21 protein-coding genes are annotated in these 19,233 nt (G+C 56.1%); 6 read left to right on the top strand and 15 right to left on the bottom strand.

The features are described from left to right. Positions 1-11: 11 nt before the first annotated feature. From HCH_RS29315 to HCH_RS29300, 4 genes are all read right to left on the bottom strand, one after another. Positions 12-2,810, bottom strand: a complete 2,799-nt coding sequence (locus tag HCH_RS29315) for a TIGR02921 family PEP-CTERM protein (RefSeq protein WP_011400191.1) — start codon at positions 2,808-2,810, stop codon at positions 12-14. Then, positions 2,800-4,329, bottom strand: coding sequence for an exosortase O (xrtO, locus tag HCH_RS32800; RefSeq protein WP_011400190.1), 1,530 nt, complete (start codon positions 4,327-4,329; stop codon positions 2,800-2,802). Before xrtO ends, HCH_RS29315 begins: the two co-directional genes overlap by 11 nt. Positions 4,330-4,429: 100 nt before the next feature. Next, on the bottom strand, positions 4,430-4,882 hold the full coding sequence (locus tag HCH_RS29305) for a YqaA family protein (protein ID WP_011400189.1): 453 nt from the start codon (positions 4,880-4,882) through the stop codon (positions 4,430-4,432). A gap of 9 nt (positions 4,883-4,891) precedes the next feature. Beyond that, complete coding sequence (locus HCH_RS29300; protein WP_011400188.1) at positions 4,892-5,263, bottom strand: VOC family protein; 372 nt, start codon at positions 5,261-5,263, stop codon at positions 4,892-4,894. Positions 5,264-5,535: 272 nt separating this feature from the next. On the opposite strand from HCH_RS29300, the gene HCH_RS29295 reads away from it, so the two are divergent. Next, the gene (locus HCH_RS29295) at positions 5,536-5,751 is read left to right on the top strand and encodes a cold shock domain-containing protein (RefSeq protein ID WP_011400187.1); all 216 of its coding nucleotides are present in this window, start codon (positions 5,536-5,538) and stop codon (positions 5,749-5,751) included. 132 nt (positions 5,752-5,883) lie between these two features. Here the strand turns inward: HCH_RS29295 and HCH_RS29290 are convergent, their stop codons facing one another. Both HCH_RS29290 and HCH_RS29285 read right to left on the bottom strand, forming a co-directional pair. Then, positions 5,884-6,630, bottom strand: a complete 747-nt coding sequence (locus HCH_RS29290; protein ID WP_011400186.1) for a fibro-slime domain-containing protein — start codon at positions 6,628-6,630, stop codon at positions 5,884-5,886. A 219-nt stretch (positions 6,631-6,849) separates the two neighbouring features. Further along, a complete protein-coding gene (locus HCH_RS29285; RefSeq protein ID WP_011400184.1) occupies positions 6,850-7,509 on the bottom strand; it encodes a glutathione S-transferase family protein in 660 nt (219 codons plus the stop codon). Positions 7,510-7,669: 160 nt separating this feature from the next. Between HCH_RS29285 and HCH_RS29280 the strand changes: the two genes are divergently transcribed. Further along, the gene (locus HCH_RS29280; RefSeq protein WP_083769842.1) at positions 7,670-8,092 is read left to right on the top strand and encodes a DUF2195 family protein; all 423 of its coding nucleotides are present in this window, start codon (positions 7,670-7,672) and stop codon (positions 8,090-8,092) included. 29 nt (positions 8,093-8,121) lie between these two features. On the opposite strand, the gene HCH_RS29275 is transcribed toward HCH_RS29280, so the two are convergent. Next, on the bottom strand, positions 8,122-8,739 hold the full coding sequence (locus tag HCH_RS29275) for a LysE family translocator (protein WP_041599013.1): 618 nt from the start codon (positions 8,737-8,739) through the stop codon (positions 8,122-8,124). Positions 8,740-8,890: 151 nt separating this feature from the next. Between HCH_RS29275 and HCH_RS29270 the strand changes: the two genes are divergently transcribed. From HCH_RS29270 to HCH_RS29255, 4 genes are all read left to right on the top strand, one after another. Continuing rightward, a complete protein-coding gene (locus tag HCH_RS29270) occupies positions 8,891-9,073 on the top strand; it encodes a hypothetical protein (protein ID WP_011400180.1) in 183 nt (60 codons plus the stop codon). Between the two features lie 71 nt (positions 9,074-9,144). Continuing rightward, positions 9,145-9,672 carry a MerR family transcriptional regulator gene (locus HCH_RS29265; RefSeq protein ID WP_011400179.1) on the top strand — a complete coding sequence of 176 codons (528 nt, stop codon included), beginning with the start codon at positions 9,145-9,147 and terminating at the stop codon, positions 9,670-9,672. A gap of 44 nt (positions 9,673-9,716) precedes the next feature. Then, complete coding sequence (locus tag HCH_RS29260; RefSeq protein ID WP_011400178.1) at positions 9,717-10,247, top strand: hypothetical protein; 531 nt, start codon at positions 9,717-9,719, stop codon at positions 10,245-10,247. A gap of 44 nt (positions 10,248-10,291) precedes the next feature. Beyond that, a complete protein-coding gene (locus tag HCH_RS29255) occupies positions 10,292-10,693 on the top strand; it encodes a GNAT family N-acetyltransferase (RefSeq protein WP_011400177.1) in 402 nt (133 codons plus the stop codon). A 27-nt stretch (positions 10,694-10,720) separates the two neighbouring features. Here HCH_RS29255 and HCH_RS29250 read toward each other — a convergent pair whose 3' ends face one another. The 8 genes from HCH_RS29250 to HCH_RS29215 form a co-directional block, all read right to left on the bottom strand. Beyond that, positions 10,721-11,590: a c-type cytochrome gene (locus tag HCH_RS29250; RefSeq protein ID WP_011400176.1), complete on the bottom strand. Its 870-nt coding sequence runs from the start codon at positions 11,588-11,590 to the stop codon at positions 10,721-10,723. 250 nt (positions 11,591-11,840) lie between these two features. Then, complete coding sequence (locus tag HCH_RS29245) at positions 11,841-13,292, bottom strand: hypothetical protein (RefSeq protein ID WP_011400175.1); 1,452 nt, start codon at positions 13,290-13,292, stop codon at positions 11,841-11,843. A gap of 935 nt (positions 13,293-14,227) precedes the next feature. Then, positions 14,228-15,022, bottom strand: a complete 795-nt coding sequence (gene cobM / locus HCH_RS29240; RefSeq protein ID WP_011400172.1) for a precorrin-4 C(11)-methyltransferase — start codon at positions 15,020-15,022, stop codon at positions 14,228-14,230. Next, entirely contained in the window at positions 15,019-15,828 is an 810-nt protein-coding gene (gene cobJ, locus HCH_RS29235) for a precorrin-3B C(17)-methyltransferase (protein WP_011400171.1), read from the bottom strand. Before cobJ ends, cobM begins: the two co-directional genes overlap by 4 nt. Then, positions 15,825-16,601, bottom strand: coding sequence for a cobalamin biosynthesis protein (locus tag HCH_RS29230; RefSeq protein ID WP_011400170.1), 777 nt, complete (start codon positions 16,599-16,601; stop codon positions 15,825-15,827). Before HCH_RS29230 ends, cobJ begins: the two co-directional genes overlap by 4 nt. Continuing rightward, positions 16,598-17,320, bottom strand: a complete 723-nt coding sequence (gene cobI / locus HCH_RS29225; protein WP_011400169.1) for a precorrin-2 C(20)-methyltransferase — start codon at positions 17,318-17,320, stop codon at positions 16,598-16,600. Before cobI ends, HCH_RS29230 begins: the two co-directional genes overlap by 4 nt. Beyond that, a complete protein-coding gene (locus tag HCH_RS29220) occupies positions 17,317-18,588 on the bottom strand; it encodes a bifunctional cobalt-precorrin-7 (C(5))-methyltransferase/cobalt-precorrin-6B (C(15))-methyltransferase (RefSeq protein WP_011400168.1) in 1,272 nt (423 codons plus the stop codon). The genes cobI and HCH_RS29220 overlap by 4 nt, the downstream gene beginning before the upstream one ends. Further along, positions 18,588-19,229 (bottom strand): precorrin-8X methylmutase, encoded by a 642-nt coding sequence (locus HCH_RS29215; RefSeq protein ID WP_011400167.1) that lies wholly within the window; start codon positions 19,227-19,229, stop codon positions 18,588-18,590. The genes HCH_RS29220 and HCH_RS29215 overlap by 1 nt, the downstream gene beginning before the upstream one ends. Positions 19,230-19,233: the final 4 nt, after the last annotated feature.

Here is a 19,233-nt window from a genome sequence, read left to right as displayed (position 1 = left end):
GCGTTTTCGTTTTAGATACAGGCGGGCTGCATCGCCAGCCTGCGTTTGCGATTCAGGACGGCGAAGCCCAACATCAACCCTGCCAGTCCCAGCAGTATCCATTCTTCCGGCTCAGGGACGGGGGAGGCGCTGAACATATCCATGGGCGCACTGAAGGTTTCCTGTCCGGTCTCCACTTCGCGATCGAACCGATCCGCCTTTTGTTCCGCTTCCTCCAGCGCTTTTTTCTGGCGCTCTTCCACCAGTACGATCATGGAGGAGTAGTCCGTCACCAGGTGTTCGGCTTTGGCGATGGCGTGGAGTTCATCCAGCACTTTAACGTCGGATACATCGCGAGTCTGCGCCAGATACTCCAGCCAGCGGCGCGCGGCGATAGCGGAGAAGAAGTCTGCTTCGGTTTTTGCGTTGCTCAGGACGGCTTCAGCGTCTGCGCCTGCCTCTGCATACCACAGGTAATGCTGGGTAACGGCGAATAAGCCAGTGTCAGTCGCGCGCTTCTGTCTGAACTGATGCGCGGCTATCGCTTCCTGAAGCGATAGCGCTACGCCGCCATGGCTTTGTTTGAGCAAATCCAGTGTTTTGTCGTGGTAGGCGTAAGCGAGGGTTTCGCCTAGGTGAACCAGCCATACTGGCGGCATCTGGTCGGCTTTGAGCGTGAACTGGGATTCCAATTCATAACTGCCGGCGTCAGTCAGCAGCACAACCGCGTCATAGTTCTGTTTCACCTTTCTGCGCCAGGCGGCTAACTGGTTCATGGGCAGACTATCGCCATAAAATTCGTCGGCTGACGGCGGCGCTGTAATGGACTGGCAGCGCTCGCGGCACAGAAAAATTTCGTGGGCGACATCGAGCTGCTGTAGTTGTTTCAAAGCTGTCGTCACATTCCCGGCCTGCTCGCCCATGCTGTAGGAGCCATCGATAAGAATGGCGTACGGCGTTGTCGATTTCTGTATGTCCCATTGCGCATCGGCGCCGGTGCGGGGAACGGCGCGAACGCGCTGGCCAGCGACGACGGCGTCATGTTGCTTGCGCGGGGCGGCCGCTGACATCTGCGCGGTAATGGGAAGCCATGCATCTTTTTCAGTTTGGAGTGGCTGGTCGTTCAAAGTACGTTGAGTTTGATCGCTCCAATAGGCGTTGCGCTTTTCCAATAGTTGAGGCAACGGCCAGGCGCCTTGGTCGTTTATGGTGGTTTTGTATTCAAAGGTCAAATACATGGGGTCGACCTCGTAGTCCGTACCCAGTAGCAGGCCCATGGAGCGGTTGTAATTGGCTCTACGAGGCGGAACGGGAAACGCGCGCAAGCGATACTGACGAGGGCCGACCTGCTCCAGCAAAGAGGGATCAATGCGCTGTTGCACTTCGTCATTGTAAACCTGTTGCGCCGCGCCGCGAGGCGCCAGGGCGTAGGCGAACTTATCCAGATCCTTGGCGTCGTCGCTCAGCCATAAACCTGTGAGCGCCGCTTCTTCCGGCAGGCTGAAATGAAAGGTGACTTCATGGTTGTTGTAGGTCTGGTTTTCCAGAGTCTGCACGATGCGAATGCGCGCGTTGTCACCCTGTGGCTCGACAGTGATCGCCATATTGGTGATCAACACATATCGGTTTAACACATCAAGCAGACCCGCAACAGGCTGACCTTGATCGAAGGTGGCTTGGATGGCGTGTAAAATCGCTTCCGGCTCTCCTTTCTCGATGGGCTGATCAAAGAACGCCCGGTAATACCGGGCGGCGCGTTCTTTGTCCTCACGGAAGTAGGCTCCGTCGTAGAGAAAAGGCGTCGCCAGAAAGTTGAAGATGGCTTGCGATCCTTTCGCCAGAGAGTGGTCCGCGGAGTCAAAAGCGCCCAGATAAGCGTTAAACACCGCACCGTTTCTCTCTGTGGTCGACAGATAACGATAGGGCGCCAGATAGGCGTTGATCAGTCCTTTGCGCAAGGCGTCGTGTTCTTCCCGTGGAATACTGGGGATCGTCTCGCCAGGTTGGAAACGCTGATCCAGGAACGCCATGCGTTCGAACGTTTCCTGTTGCGGCTGTTGGTTCAATACGGCGAATAACAGGGCGTTCAACGCCAGTATCCCCGCTGCGACGGCGCCCGCCTTGGCGCGCCCGAGGCTGGCGTCCGCGATGCGCCACTCGCGCAGAAACTCGCGGATATAGAGGAAAGTAAGAACGAAGGGGAGCGCCAGAAAGACCACGCAAGTCGACAGGCCACATATCAGCGCTACCAGGAAGAGTAGATAGTTAAAAATGTCACCCAAGTGGCGTAGTTCGATCTCTCCCAGTAATTCGAAGAAGCCCGCCGTGGCGGGGATAAAGAACTGCGCGAGCAGCAACGCGCAATATAGACCGGTCAACAGCATGGTCATGGCGAGACTGAGTCTCAGCCACATGGGGAAACGGGTATTGACGCCGCCCCATAGACAGGCGAGATAGGCGAATAGGGCGATGAGTATATTGATCAGCACATGCGTGACGCCCGGGTTCAGCTCGCGCAACAGGAATAGCGTGCTCAGCATAATGAAGATAATCGGCATCTCCACGCCGTAAAACAGTTTGATCAGCGCGGTGGGATTTTTCCGGAAACGCGTTAACCCCAACCCGATACAGAGCGCGGGTATCGCCACCAACAGGATGGAAAACACCGCCGTCATCCAACTGTGCAGGCCGATGAATGCGCCGCTAATAGCGGGCAGCGTAAAAAAAGGAACGATTAGAACGCCTGTAAGAACGGCGTAGGTCAGGTTCCAGAACCAGAATAAAAGGTAGCAGCAAACCGCCAGCCACCCAGGTAACTTCTTATTTTCCATTGTCGCTCCGTTCAGCGCCGGTCAGGATGTGTTGAACATGTTGTCGCAGCAGAGCAGTCGCCTGCGCCGCAAGGTCGGGGGAAATCATGCTGTTCCAGGCGACGGAGACCATCACCCAGGATTGTTCCGGTTCGCTCCAGGCGGAAAATACGCGGGAGGAATAATCCGCAGTTTGCCTGTCGGCGGACTGGAACCAATAGAATGCGGAACGGGCGCCCTGGTCGAGGCGCAGATATTTGATCTCGCTGTGATCCGGCAGCACCCAGGTCTTCTCATCGTCGATGCTGACGCCTTGGGATTGATAGCAGTTGCGCGGATCGTGCTGGGCCTTCCAGTAACGGCTGTGCACCAGGATCAGACTGCCCTGCATATCGCGCCACGTGAACAAGTACTTGCGGGCGGTGGCGGCGTTACGGTTAAAAAAGCCCGCTTCAATATCGGATAAAGATGCAACTTGCGCGCTGAATTGCGGCGGCGGAGGCAGCTCGATCGCCTCTGCGGCGAGCGCAGGTTTGGGATGAGGCGTATAGCTGATGAGCGCCAGGAGCAAGACGCCAAGGATGCCTAACTCTTCCTTACGCCGCCAGTTTGACTGGCTTGCCGGCATAGAGGGCGAAGGGACCCTCTTCTCAGCAGAGTGCGTGGGCTCATGTCGCGACGGCGCCAGCGTCAGCGCGAGCCAGGCCAGGGCGCAGGACAGCACAAATCCTAACGCGCCCAGGGCCGTATGAATGTGGTCCGCGGCCTGCGGCGCATTCAGCGCCAGATCCGTATACACCAGTGCAGTAATGCGCAATGCATTGAAAAATATCAGCGCGCAGATAAACAGCATCAGGACGGCTAACCAGCGCCAGGACAGCGCTTTGCGCTCCAGCCAGGTGAGCAGGAGAAAAAAGATCATGCCCGCCCAGATTCCTTTGAGACCACTACAAGCCAGATCCACCACCGCCGCCTTGTTTTCAATCAGGATGATGGACTCATTGGACAGGGGCGGAACGCCCAGCGCTGAGAGTAAGTCGCCAGCAAGGTCGGCGCACAGTAAGCGCAGGGGAAAGCCAAGGTAGATATCGAGATAGCCTTCGAAAGGCAATGCGAATATCAACAGCGCGCAGGGTATCAACGCGCTGCGCCAGAGGGCGGGGGCGACATAGAGGCCGAGCATGCCGTAGCAGGCGGTCGCCATCAGCGTGGCGGAAAAAATGTGGATACCGGTGATGTATTCATTGAGAAGGTAAGCCAGACAACTCGCCGCCAGCAGGGCGAAGGCGAGTGCGCTCCATTGAAACCTCAGCTCGCGGTGTGCGGGAGGACTTCTCCGGTAAGCGTGGATGGCCACGCCCGCCAATAACAGGCAGGCGATGACATGGAATTCGTTCTCCGGCGTCAGCATTTGCTTCCATACCCAGGCTAGAACAGGTTTGAATAACCAGAGAAAAAGAGAGGCGATCATGATGCGGACGCCGATGCGATGAAGCGGCGAGGTGAATGCGGCGATTCCGGAAAATGCGTTTGGCGACATGTAAATCTGGGCGTCAGGATGAGAGATCAGAGAGGCATTATCTTCGTTTAATCAGGCGAAATCATAGCGGAAAAATGATGAATTATGGCGACGCCCCGCCTCAAAACCAGTCTGTATTCAGGAAGTAGGTCTCGAACTGATCGAACAGGCCCACGATGATGGCGTAGCGGGCTCCTTTGCCGGCGAAGGTGAGGAATACGAAGATAGGAAGTCGAATTCGCATGAGGCCGGCGATAAAAGTTAATGCATCGCCGAACAACGGGGCCCAGGCCATGAGCAGTGACCAGACGCCGTAACGTTGAAACCAGCGCTGGGCGGGGCCGAGGTTTTTTTCCTTGAAAGGAAACCAGCGCCGGTCCTTAAAATGTAGAAGATAACGCCCCAACGCCCAATTAACGACAGAGCCAAGGGTATTGCCGACGGTGGCGAACACCCACAACAGGGCGGGGTCGTAGCCGGTGGCGAGCAGGCCAGCCAACATAATTTCGGAATAGGCGGGCACCAGCGTCGCCGCCAGAAACGCGATGAAAAACAGACTGAAGTAGGCTTCCACTGTTTGCGCCTATTGGGAATAAACGCTGACTTCGATCAGGTTAAGATCCGGATCGTTGAAATAGACGGACGTGATGGCCCCCATGGCGCCGCTTTTGGTGACGGGGCCTTCCACGATTTCGACCTGTTTCGCCTGCAAGTGGGCGATGACGTCCTCCAGTTTCCACTGGGTGATCAAACATAAGTCGCCAGAGCCGACGCCGGCGCGGTTGCGGGTTTCCTGTCCCAATGTCTGTAGATTGATTTTCTGCATACCGAAGCGCAAGGCGCGGCGTCCCGCGGCGAAGGTGACAGGCTCCATATGCAGGACGCGCTGGTAAAACGCCACGGAGCGTTCGATATCCGTAACGGTGAGGACAATATGGTCAATATGGCTGATCATCCGAAAAATATCCCGTTTTAAGAATTTTCAGAATCTATATGCTGGATTTGTGAAATCGGTGAGTCAATCTTTTGAGGACAAAAGAATTCTGGCTCTTACCAATTTTGTGGAAGGGAGTATAATCGATCTCCTAATCGTCGTTCGGACCGGGAAGGGCCGACGGCAGAGTTGCGCGGGAAAGGCCTCTGCGCCTCCCGCAGTGAAATCAGGAATAAGGCTAAGGAAGCACGCGCGACCAAAGCCGCATAGTTAAACATGGAAAGGGAGAGATCATGCAGTCAGGAGAAAGAACTACCGGCATGGTGAAATGGTTTAATAACGCAAAGGGATACGGTTTCATTGAAAGCGCCGAAGGCGATGTGTTTGTACACTACAGCGCCATAAGAAAAGACGGCTATAAAACGCTGCGCGCAGGCAGTCACGTGGAGTATCAAGTGCAGCATTCATCCAAAGGCCTCTTCGCACAGGAGGTTAGCAGCTCGGAGTAAGTCAGCCGCTTAACTTCCCTATTCGCCCGGATAAAGAAAGGGGGAGCCTGACGCTCCCCCTTGTCGTATCTGGCTTTCACTGATTAATCCGTCATTGCGCGCATTAAAGTGAGAGCAAGAATAGGTTGACGGCTATTTGCGGAAGCATCTCCGCATGCCCAGTCCCAGCAGGCCTGTCACCAACAGCGCGAGCACGGAAGATTCGCTGACAGGCGTCGGCGGCTCAATGCGCAGGCTGGTAGTGATATTAAAGTTGGACTGAGAGGTGTGGCGCTCAGCGAAGAAGATATCAAGATCGTAAACAGTGTCTTCCGACAAACCCAGGCCCAGTAGGTCTGAGCCGCTGAAGTGGCCATTGACCGGGCCATGCACGCCGCCCAGATCCATCACCAGTTTGCCGTTAATAAACACCCACAGATCGTCATCACCAGTGAAGTCAAACACGTCCATCTCTTTGAAGGAGGTCTTACCTTCCAGATGCATGGCGAAGTGATAATTGTGGCTGCGTCCTTCATTGCCGGACAACTCGCCGTCGATAGGGAAGAATGTGGAATCGCTGTACGAGTACATGCCGCTTCCGTTGTCCGCCAGATTCAATTCCACGGATTTGGAGCCGTGGGAATCGCTCCACCAATTATCGAAGCTCGCCGCGCTTTGCACACCGCCGTAGCCGCCAGTACCAATGTAGTCAGGTAGTCCGTCTGAGCCCAGCGTGGACGCCAGCATGCCTGTTTTAAGACCGCTGATGGCGTCTTCGAAGTCGGCTTCAGAAGCGACGTGATCGTAAATGGTTCCGGTCAGCAAATAAGCTTGAGCGGCTCCGCTCAGAGAAAGCGCCAGCGTGGCTGCGAGAAGGGTGGGATACTTACTCGGCTTCATGCCTTTATCTCCTTTCTGTCATTTATCAACATCAATGTTGCTGACTTCCGTCAACGAAGCGGAATACAGCACAAACTAGGCCGAAAAGCCTAAACGGGTGTAAATCCAACGGTCTGTTACATATAAGCGGAAGCCGGCAGGAGTCGAGTTGTAAAATATCTCGACTCTCTTCGCCTTTTTACTGTCCAATTCTGTAAGTGTTTGGAGAATAACGCTTTTTTAGTCTCTGTCCGGCGCGCCGAGGGGGAAGTTCTTGCGATAGGGGCGCGCTTCCTCTACGGCTCTGGCGAAGGAAGGACGCGCCAGCAGGCACTGTCGGTATGCAATCAAACTGGTGTGTTCAGGCGGAATCGCATACACCCAATCGGCGTAAAAAAGAGAGGGCGCGGCGGCGCAATCCGCCAGGGTAAACGCATCCCCCGCCGCCCATTCACATCCCACCAGGGCGGCATTCAGCCACGCATACGCCTTATCAAGCTTTTGCTTAGCTTCCGCTACACCTTGTAGATCGTGAGCGCCTTCTTCCCGCATGTAGTTATACACCAGCTTCTGCATGGGCGTCATAACATAGTTATCGAAAAAGCGATCCATCATGCGCACCGGCAAGGCGGCTTTGGGATCTTTGGGTATCAATGGCGCAGGCCCAGGATAATACAGATCCAGATGTTCAATGATCACACTCGACTCCACCACCGTTATCCCCTGATCCACCAATACAGGGAACTGTTTCATCGTCCAAAGCGCTTCAAGCCGTCGCCAAGCGTCGGCGTCGTCATGGGCGACCAGACAAAACTCAAACGGCGTCTGATTTTCGTAAAGCGCAGTTAACACTTTCTGGCAGTAGGAAGAAAAAGGATGCGCGTAAAGCTGGAGTGACATAATCGGTTCCCTGGTGATAAACGTGTGGCTCAAACCGCCGTAAGAATTCGGCGAAGTATAAATCCTTATCGTTTGAGCTTAGTTGGAATCGACAGTGGGGTTATAGTCAGATCTACAAAACAATCTGATAGTGTAAACAGGCTGCTTTGGAGAATGAATAATGAGCAAATCTTTACGAATATTTCTTCTTTTTATGTCCATGGTGGCCGTTGGCGCTTGTCAAGCCAATGGTTCACGTGCGGATCTCGCCATTGAGCGGTTTCAATTTTCGAATAAATTGGATGCATGTATGGAACTGAAACCTGCACAGCTTCAGGTAGCTGGCGATCATATAAGCCTGCTTGCGGATGTCTCATACCATGACAGCATTGGCTCCTGCACATGTATGAGTGCGCTAATTAACTATCAAGTGGTGGATGAGTTTCAGGTGGACGGCGTTAAGGTGGAAAACGAGCTGATGCGCGCATTTAAAAATACAGCGTTAAACCAAGGGAAATACTTAAGCTTTATCGTCTCAACTGAGCCTGACTATGAGTTTAAAGGCCGTGTATCCCTCCGGGTCAGCTGTCGTCCTGCTTTGTAGCTGCGCCTAAGGTGAGGGGGAGAGGTGCTTTACCCCTTCACAATCAAATAAGCCCCACTTCCCACAAGTACCCCGCCCATAGCAGTTTTGGCCGCACTCGCCATAGGGCTGTTAATAAATCTGGCGGTTATCTTTTGCGCCAGACGGGCGTAGAGGAGCTTTACGCCACCGACGGTAATGACGGTGATTACAATGATGGTCGTTATGTCGGGAGCGTTCAGGGATGACATGTCCACGAACACAGGGAACAGGCTTGAGTAAAACAGTATGGCTTTGACATCTCCCAGCGTGAGCAGCAAACCTGCGCTGAAACTGGTCGTCAGACGAGATTTTGAAGGCGCTGTAAATCTAAGGCTGAGGGTGGAACGCGAGCGGATCAGGCTGAGTCCAAACCAGATCAAATATGCGCCTGCGAGATAGCGGATGATCAGGAAAAGCCCTCCCAATGCGTCCGCCAGGGCCGTCATACCCAGAATCGCCAGACACACGAAAATCAAATCGCCACAAACGACGCCTGCCGTCACCGCGGCGCCATGAGCAAAGCCGGACACGGATGAACGAGCGACCACCAGCGCCACGCTGGAGCTGGGAACAGCCGCCAGGGCGAGCATGATGAGACAAAGACTGAGCGCGTTGAGTGCGTCCACAAGGTTTAATCTTCTCTGCTTGCAACGGAAAACGATTTAAGGAAAAGAATAACCGAATCCTCCCTTGACCTGTCTATAGCTTCATACCCCAAAGTAGCTTTCGTCGGCTGCGCAGCTGTACGGTTTTCACTGAACTATCGGGAGATGAATCATGAGCGATACTTTGATGAATAAAGCGCAATGGGTGGAGGTTTTGCGGGCGGCGGGGTTGGATGAAGAGGCCATGCGGCGTTGGCATCGGGAGTTCGAAGCCCGTTATCCGCAGGCGCATCAAAGCCTGCTGGAATGGCTGGGGATTTCCGCGGAGGAAATAAACCGCATTCGGGCCCTGTAGAATCCTGACTAGAAACACAAAGCGGTCGTTATGACCGCTTTATTGAATGGCAAAATGATGAGGCGGACGGGATGTACACCATTGGTCAGATGTCGCGTAAATTTGGCGTATCGCGCAGCACGTTGCTGTATTACGACTCTATTGGACTACTGAGTCCCAGCGCCCGGAGCGAGGCCAATTACCGGCTGTATTCCGAGGCGGACCTCAGCAGGATGGAGAAAATCGTGTTTTATCGCGAAGCGGGATTGCCGCTGGAGAATATAGCCGGCGTGCTGGCGCAACCCCATGACGGTGTGCAGGCTATTCTTGAACAGCGCCTACAGTCGATTAACCGGGAAATACAGCGCCTGCGCGCTCAACAACAGGTGATCGCCACTATCCTGAAGAGCGAGCGGGTGCGTAAGAAATCCCGTATTATCGACAAGCAGGGCTGGGTGGCCATGCTGGCGGCGGTAGGGCTGGATGAAGCGGCCATGCGGCAATGGCATGTGGAGTTTGAATCCATGTCGCCGGAAGCGCACCAGGATTTTCTGGAGTCCCTGGGAATACCGGCGGAAGAAATCAAAACAATTCGGCATTGGTCGCGCAATGGAGGATAAGTCCGACGTTGTTGGCGTGGGCTGAAAGAGGGAATAAGTACAACGTGTGGTCAAAATTATTCAAACGGGAAAAGGCGCGGGTGTACCTCGACTCATTGGTCGTGACCTCCGCCTATAAAGGCAAAAGCCCTAAATTCGATCTCTTTGGGTCGTCGGTCGAACTGGAAAATCTCATCAGAGAAAAGCTGACGGCGTTCATCAGCCTTCCACACATGTCTACGATTGATGAACCCAGAAAGTCCGATTTGGCGCTGGAAATGGTGGTGTTGAAGTACAACTGGGGCGGATTGTTGATGGCGGACATCAACACTGTGACGCTGCCTCTGATTAATCGTCCGAAAGTGCACTTGAAAGCAAGGCTGTACAACATCGCCTCAGGGAAAACTGTCGCCGCCTATGAAGCGAAAGAAAAGCTGCCATGGAAACCATTCTTTTCGCACTCATTGCCTGAGTTCAGTCTTAAGGGGGTGTTTGGAAATGGCGCAGAAGAAGCCAGCCGTGAAGCCCAAATGTTTGAGGAGCTTTTGTACAGCGCCTGTCTGAAAATACTGCAGAAAATGCGCGACGCGATCTGAGTCTGAAATGAGTTGAAAATAAAAGGAATTCGAAAGGAAGTTGCATGTACGAAGTGGTTGAGAAAGTCGCAGAAGTAGATGATTTCATGCGTTTACGTCAAATCACCGGTTTGACCCCAAGGCCAAGAGAGGCGGCGGTGAAAGGGCTGCCGCGCAGTTTGTTCGGCGTATGCGTAATGATGCAGGAAACCTGCGTCGGTATGGGGCGGGTGGTCGGCGACGGCGCCCTGAACTTTGAGATTGTCGACGTTGCTGTAGACCCCGCGCATCAGGGCAGAGGGCTGGGGCGGAAAGTGATGGAAAGCATCATGGCGTACTTGCAACGGGAAGCCCCGGACGGGGCTTATATCACGCTGATGGCGGATGTGCCGGAACTCTACGCCCGCTTCGGTTTCAAGCTGACGCGGCCCGGCAGCGAAGGCATGTATATCGTCAAAGGACGCTGACCATTCTGCGCCCGGCTATCTCAGGCCTCAGTTAGAGGCCTGTTTCATATCCGGTTTTCTCTCCGCCATGTGCTTCAGATAGGCGATGAGGTCGTCGATTTCCTCGTCTTTCCAGATATCGTCTTTCACCCACACCATTTTCATATCGGACCACTTGCGCACGGAGGTGGGGTCTTTGATGAACTGCTTGAGCGCCGCCTCGTTGAAGTATTCGGTAGGGTTCATCGGCTGGTTCAGGTCCGGCCCCAGTTTCGCCGCGCCCTGGCCGTTGATCTGGTGACAGTGCATGCAGCGCGCTTTATACACCTGAAAGCCTTTGCGCGCAGGATCATTGGCGGCGAGGTGTCCGGCCGGCAGCAACGCTGGGAAGATGCGCGCGAAGTCATCTTCTACGTCCAGCGAACTCAGTTGATAGGGCCAGAACTCTGGAGGAATGTCGGACTTTTCCGGATTGCTCCACACCAGATAGAAGGGCCCCGCGCTTTGTTTGGAGGTGTTGGCGTCCTTCGGCAATGGCGGCCACTTTTTCTCATCGGGTTCTATCGCCAGATAGGCGCGGGAGGCGTCAGGGTCGTCATTCAGCAGATACTTCTTCTCCAGTACTCCGGAATAGCCGTCGAGACAGGTGAAAATCAGCACAGAGGCGTCGGTCAGGTCCATGTCCTGCAACAGCACGGAGATGGGAACGGCGTTAATGGAGAAATTTTGGTCGGGATAGTTGAGAAGGGGGATATTGAGTACTTGTCTGGCGGAATGGTTCAGTAACTGGCTTTTGCTCCAGTGCGCCTCCTTATCCCCGGCGCGGATGGTGAACCCCACCTCGCCCCTGGCGTAACTCAGCGAATGCAGCGTCGCCAGCAATACGCCCAGAATTATCGGCAAAAATGATTTGTTCATACTTGATCCTATTATTTTTTAATTATGCTTCCTGAACTTGAGGTTGCGCGGCGAACACAGCAGGACCGACCCGAAGGGCGCCGTCACAACGCTAAAATTACTCGTTAACAGGCTGATAAACAAGATGAAACGGTCAGGGCGGAGAGCGCTTTGAAAGGCGACAATCTGGCGTCTATGGCGCGGCGTTCTTGAGTGTGATTGCAAGCAGAGAGGAGGGTAAAGGCCGGCGCCGGGGCCGACCTGGTCAACATCAGGCGTTAGCTACTTTCAACAGGATTTCCCGGAACTTGCCATGCTCGCCGTTAGTGAAGTTCTTGGCGTTATCCAGCAAGCCATTGACCATCTTGTCACTGGAGTGGAATAGATAACTTTGCTTGCCGATGTATTCCGCTGCGAAGGTTTTCAACGTATCCACGTACTTCACGCCACGGTCAAACTCATACTGAGAAATCACGTAGCCGTTATCGCGGAACATATTCAGGAAGTGCATCTTGTCGCCGCAAATACCGCTGTTCAACGTGAAGGCGGCGATCAGGGCGGATTTGTCCACATAGCCTTCGAACCAGTCCTTGAAACGGATGGGGTTCTGGTGCACGCCGCGGGTTTTGCCCGAGCTGATGTAAACGTTCCAGTGTGAGCGCGCCTCTTTGCAGAAGTGGCGGATATGGGCGATTTCACGCAGGCGCAAAATGAACAGAGTAACAGTTTCCAGACAGGTGAATACGAGATTCATCACTGCGCCGGTGATGCCGCCGATGATGAAGGTAGACGCGGAAAACGCGCCTTTGAGCGCGTCGTAAAGACCTGCGCCCATGCCTTTGCACATCTGCATGCGCAGGGCGTCGCATATCACCTGGGGATGGCCTTCCAGCACTTTCACGCCACGTCCGCGCCACCAGGTGGTGACCGCCGTAACGGCGTGATCGGTAGTGTTCACCAAGCCTTTGAATACATCCATGCTACCCGCCACGTAAGGCGCGGCGGAGGATGCGAACTTCACCACAATCGCCTTGATGACCGTTTTGATGGCGGTCATGGACAGCGACACTTTGTCCTTGAACTTGGACTTCAGCGCATCAATCAGTTTGCGGCAATAGTCTTCGATCCAGTGCAGCGCCTTCATGAATACATTACGGCTGGCGCCGGTCTCCGCCAGATAGCCGGACCCTTCCACCGCCTCAATGATCTTCTGCCCCGGCAACATGACGTAACCCATGTTCACCCGTTTGCTGGTCAGACTCTGAGCCGCCGCCGTGTGGCCGTTAGAGGTGAGGATTTCTGAATGCATGCGCATGCCGGCGGAGGCGATATTGATGGCTCCTGCGGCGAAGGCGCTGATCAGCGTGTCGTGCAAGTGAGTGTGGGACCAGAGGTAGACGGCTCCCAAACGGGCGTGATCCAGATCGCGTTGATAGACCTTTTTGAGGTCGTTCAGCTCAGGGCCTTGTCCGGCCATTTTTTTACTGAGCTCTTCAATGGCGCCGTGTCGGTTGCGCACGCTATTACGCCATTCGCCGTTGGGACCCTTGCTCTTCTTCCACTCTTCCAGTTTCTGATTCAGATACCATCTTTCGGCGCCGCCGCCGAACATCTCGTAGGATTTGATGTGGCTGTCCAGCTGTTTAAGGAGGCGACTGCGTGGCTTGCCCGTGGCGGCAGTCCGCTTCATCCATTCGTCGTACGAAATTAAATCGCTAGGCATTATTTAGTTCTCCTTATTTAATGCTGAATGCGCGATAACTCGCCCCGCCGGGGAGAGGACCTCCCGGTTACAGGCGCTAATTTTCAAGACGCTCGAATCAACCGTACCTGACGCTCAAGACTGATCAATAACTGCTGGACCGACTACTCTTTGCGGCTGGGCGCGGTCCGGTATGGCGAATAACTCCCGCTCTGTTCGGCATGAGATTGGATTACCAGAGCGATGCGGACTTCCGCATACCGTCCGGCGGCTCAGTTCCTTTGCTGCGACAAAACACTGTGATCCAACACCGCTGGTTTCCCTAAGTATTTATTAAGGAAAAACATAGAGTTCAGTTATCTGTCGCGGGACTAATCCGTCGTTCTTTGGAAGGTAGCAAACTTGTTTTGACGGGAGAACTAGGTATTTATACACCTGTTTCTTAAATCCGTTGTATATAGGCGGGTAAGAGGCTTATAAGTAATTGTTGCTTGGTCTTATGGGCTAGACCTTTAAAGGTTGTCTGGTTCCTTTCGTAATAATGAAATATACCTGACTAATTAACTTTTTATTTAATTAGATATTGCTTATTTAAATGTTTTAATTTTTGTTAAGTTACTGTTATTAAATTGATTTTGTATTTATATCTGTTTTCTTTGATGGCTGGATATGCTTGGCGTGGTCAATTCTATGTCTGGCCATAACTCTAAAGAAAGAATGAACAACTGAAAGCGGAAATAGACTCTTTCACGGGCAAGGGTTAAGGGCGCATTAGTTATATATGTTTAATGTACAAATGTGATGCTTGTCACATTGTGGCGGTGGGTTTCAAGTTTGTTTGGGGAGTGGCGATGAATGTTGCGTTTTCCCTAAAGGAAGTCGCGTTATTTAACTGCGAAAAGTAGCGGCGTCGCCAGACGGACATATTCTCCGTCTGACCAGGCCGCCACTGTATTCTACGCCTGAGTGCGGCGCACTTTTCGCGGCGTTTCCGGTTTCACTTTGGGCCTATAGATATGGGCCTGCGCTGCGTTGTACAGATAAGACTCGTTGAAGTCCTCGCTGGCCAGCACCCGTCCCACCAGTATCAGCGCGGTGCGGGTGATTTTGGCGGCGCGCACTTTCTCCACGATATCTTCGAGCCTGCCCAGGATGTGTTGCTGGTCCGGCCAGCCCACCCGATAACACACGGCGACGGGACAGTCTGAGCCGTAATGCGGCGCCAGATCCTCGACAATCTGATGCAGGCGGGTGACGCCCAGATGTATCGCCAGAGTCGCGCCATGTTGCGCCAGGGAGACGAGATTCTCCCGCTCGGGCATGGGGGTTTTGCCGGCGTAGCGGGTCAAAATGACGGTTTGCGAGACGCCGGATAAGGTCAGCTCCTTGCCCAGCAAGGCGGCGGCGGCGCTGGTGGAAGTGACGCCGGGAATGACGTCAAACGGAATCGCCAGCGCCTGCAGGCGACGAATCTGTTCGCCGATAGCGCCATAGATGGACGGGTCGCCGGAATGAATTCGCGCCACGTCCAGCCCTCGCGCATGCGCATCGGCGATCAGGGCGAGGATTTCATCCAGATTCAAGGAGGCGGTGTCGGTGATCTCCGCCGCCGCGTCCGCCTGCGCCAGTATTTCCTCCGGCACCAGCGAGCCGGCGTAAAGGATCACCGGGCTGCGTTGAATGAGGCGCTGTCCCTTGATGGTCAGCAGATCCGGGTCACCGGGGCCTGCGCCGATAAAATACACGGTCATGGCGCGACGCTCTCTGGTGGCGTGAGCTTACGGGCGTAGCCCCGCGGCGTATATACCCACTGCTTGTCGCCATTCTGAAAGCAGCGCGTGGCGCTGCTGCCCACCAGCACCAGGGTCAGCATGTCCACTTGCTCCACATCCAGCTGCGCCAGCGTGCAGACGCTGACCCGCTCGTCCTGGCGGGTCAGGTTGCGGCCCAGTATCACTGGTGTGTCGGCGGGACGTCGCTGCAATAAAAGCTCCTTGGCGCGGGCCAACTGCCAGCGGCGTTTGCGGGAGACCGGGTTGTAGAAGGCGATCACGAAATCCGCCGCCGCCACGGCGCGAATGCGGGTTTCTATGGTTTCCCAGGGCGTCAGCAGATCGGACAGGGACACCGCGCAGAAATCATGACCCAGTGCGGCGCCCATGCTGGCGGCGGCGGCCTGCATGGCGCTGATGCCAGGCATGACCTGGATATCGACCTGACGCCAGTCATGATCATCCGACTCTGTTTCGGCGCCGCTGAGTCGACGCTCCAGCAGCTCGAACACCAGGGTCGCCATGGCGAAAATACCAATGTCTCCGCTGGAGATCAGCGCCGTGGGCTTGCCGGCGGCGGCCAGATTCAGCGCCAGCCGGGCGCGCTCGATTTCCTCGCCCAGAGGCAGGTCGTGCAACGTTTTATCCCGGGTGCGCTCACCCAGTAATTCCAGATACAGGCCATAAGCCACCAGATCGCTGCTGGCTGCGATGGCCTGCTCCACCTGGGGGGTGATCATCAATTCCGAACCCGGACCGGAGCCCAGTACGTAAAGTCGTTTCATGTTTCTGTCTTGCGCGATAAATAGCTGCGGGCGACGGCGCAGGTGGCGCGTCGGTTCTTGTGTTTGGGCAAAGCCAGCTCGGCGGGCGCGCCGCTTAACTGGGCGGCGGAGGCCAGGGCGGCGGCTTCCGCCACGCCATAAACGCCGGTTTCCCTGAATACGATGTCGGACTTCTGCGTCAATTGTCCCTCGAACGCGGACAAGTGCGTGGGACTCCAGGTCTGATACATCCAGCCGCGACGGCGGGCGAGTTCGATTAAGCCCGCTTCATCCGCTTTGATATCGATGGAGGCGAGGGTTTGAATCTGCGATGAGATCAGTCCCATCTGGGCGAGACATTGATCCGCCAGTTCTTCCAGCGTCTCCAGCGGACAATGCCGCTCACACCCCATGCCGAGCGCGTACACCGGTTCCAGATAGGGCTGCGCAGTGGTCAGGACCAGTTGGGCGTTGAGGCGTTCCGCGATCTGGCGTCCCCATTCGTTGGCTCCGCCTTCATGGCCGGAAAGCAATGGAATGACGTAGCGTCCACCTTCATCCAGCACCAGCACCGGCGGGTCCTGATACTTGTCCTGCAATACCGGCGCGAGCGTGCGCACCACAATGCCGGCGGCGCAGATAAAAATCAGCGGCTCGCCCTGTTGGAACAGGCTCTGCGCGGTTTCCTGAAAGGGCTTGGGCTGGTAATGCAGCGCCATTGGCGTGGGCGACAAGACCTGCAATCGCTCCGCCAGGGCGAGTCCCGCCGGGGTCAGAACGATAATCGCCGTCATGGCGCCCCCTTGCGGCGACACACCAGAAACAGGGAGAAGTAAGGGCCGGGTTCGTCATCCAGTGTAGTGACGTCACGCACGACGCGCTGCTGGGTCTGGGTCAGGTGCTCCAGATATACGGCATCTCTCGTGCGGCCGGTGGCGGCGATCAGTTCCAGTACGCGGCTGCGTTTGCGTCCGCCTTTGAGAATCGCCAGATTATCGAAGCGGGACAGGGCGTCGAGAAGCTCCGCATCCGGGCAACGGGCGCTGATCACCGCCAGATTTTCGTGCTGCAGCGCCAGGGGCAACAGGGTGGCGGCGGAAGCGGCCTGGGGCGAGCTGATTCCGGGGATGGCGACGCAGGGATACTTTGGCGCGAGACGCGCCAGCAGATAGGCGAAGGAGCCGTAAAACAGCGGGTCGCCTTCGCACAGAAACGCCACATCCTGACCCTGATCCAGCAAGCGGGCGATGCTGGCGGCGGCTTCGTCATAAGCCTGTTCCGCCTGCCGCCGGTCGCTGCACATTTCGATGCGGATCGGCAGTTCGATCTGAGCGCCTGCGCGTAAGTGCGGCGCGGCGATCTGTTTGGCCAGGGAATGGCCGTCGCTGTTGACGATGTAAGCGAGCGCATCCGCCTGCTGCAGCCTGCGCACGGCTTTCAGTGTTAACAGCTCCGGGTCGCCGGGGCCGACGCCGACGCCGAAAAACACGCCGGTGGAAATGGAAGTCGTCATGAAAAAGATGTCCGTTTGCTGAACTTGACCAACGTGACCGGTAGCTGCGGTCGCATCAATAATTGTCCCGCCAGGGTTTCCCCCCGGCTGACGGCGACCTGCGTCCATTCGGCGTCGCCGTCCTGCAGGCGCGTTTGAAACTGCAACAGACGGTTTTTGCTGTCCTCGGTGACCGCGCTCGCCACCAGACGTCCGCCAGGGGGAAGCTGTTCCCAGCAATAGCGCAGCAGCGTATCCATCTCGCCGTCGCTGCCGCCGATGAACACGACACTGGGGCGGGGCAGGTCCGTCAAGGCGCCCGGCGCCCGTCCCGCCGCGATGTGCAGGTTGCGCACGACGCCGAAGTGTTCGCGGTTGCGGTGCAACTGGCGCAAGCGCTCTTCGTGGCGCTCGATGGCGTAAACCTGTCCGCGGGGATTCCAGCGCGCCCACTCCACCGCCACCCCGCCGCAACCGGCGCCGACGTCCCAGCCGATATCATCGGCGCAGGGCTGTAGCAAAGACAGGATGCACAGGCGCACCTCGCGCTTGCTGAGCATGCCTTTGCCGGGCTCGCCGTCGGTATGGAAATCCTGATCCGCAATACCGGGAAATTCAGGCAGGACGCCACCCGGACCGGCGGTCTGCAACAGGGTGACATGCAGGGCGTGAACGTCCGGCGGGTTGGCTAATAGCTCCGCCACGGAAAATTTGCGCAGGCGTTGCTCGGGGTAGCCCAACTGCTCGCACACCCACAGCGTTGAATCCGCCATGCCCCAAGCCTGTAACGCGGAGGCGATAGCGTAGGGACTGCTGTGCTGGTCTGTCAGCAGCGCATAGCTGCGGCGGTTGCGCAGCTGGGCGCGCAGGCTGGCGAACGGGCGGCCGTGCAGGCTGATCGTCTGCATATCATGCTCATCCAGTCCCACCTCATGACAGGCGGCCTGAACGCTGGAAATCTGCGGATAGAAACGCAGTTGCGACGCTGGCAGATGGCGGTTGAGCCAGTTGCCGACGCCGAAAAACAGGGCGTCGCCGGACGCCAGCAGCGCAATCTCCTGTCCGCTATCGTCGCGCAGCAACTCCAACAAGTCGCTGAATGGAGAAGGCAAGGGCTCCGTGCGAGCCTGCGATGGGTAGCTCGCCACGGTTTGCAATTGCCGCTCGGAACCAATGATCAGATCAGCGCGGCGCAGCGCTTCCTGGGCTTCTGCGCGCAGCAAGGCGCGCTCGCCGACGCCCAGGCTGACGACATGCACCAAAGGAGGATTTGCAACAGGCTGCGTCATCAGAAGTATATCCCCCGGCTGATGCGCAATAACGCGTTGAAGGCGGAAGCGGTGAGGGCGCTGCCGCCCTGTCGACCCAGTAGTGCGATCGCTTGCAAACCAAGTTCGTCACAGTGACGCCAGAGCGCGTCCTTCGATTCCGCCGCCCCCACGAATCCTACCGGCATACCGATGACCAGCGCTGGTTTGGGGGCGCCGTCGCGCACCATTTCCAGCAAGCGGAACAAGGCGGTAGGCGCGTTGCCGATCAGAACCACGCTATCCGCCAGCAGAGGACGCCACAACTCCAGCGCCGCCATGCAGCGGGTTTCACCGTTGGTCTTGGCTAAGCCAGGCGTTTCCGGCGCATTCAAAAAGCAGTGAGCGGGCGTCTCCAGCATGCGTTTGGTGAGGCCGTGACGCACCATTTCCACATCGCACAATACCGACGCGCCAGCGCGAATAGCGGCGAGTCCCGCCTCCACGGCGCCGGGAGTGAAGCGCAACTGCGCCATGATCTGCGGATCGCCGCAACTGTGGATCAGACGCATCGCCACCTGGGCTTCGTCCTGAGTCAGTGAGGTCAGGTCGGTCAGCTCACGAATCTGGCGGAAACTTTCCCGCTCGATGGCCAGAGGATCTTTTTCGTAGTCGAAGTGCATAGCC

It is taken from the genome of Hahella chejuensis KCTC 2396, assembly GCF_000012985.1.
GTDB lineage: Bacteria > Pseudomonadota > Gammaproteobacteria > Pseudomonadales > Oleiphilaceae > Hahella > Hahella chejuensis.
The sequence above is the reverse complement of the archived record's forward strand: the minus strand, read 5'-3'. Positions and strand labels throughout refer to the sequence as shown.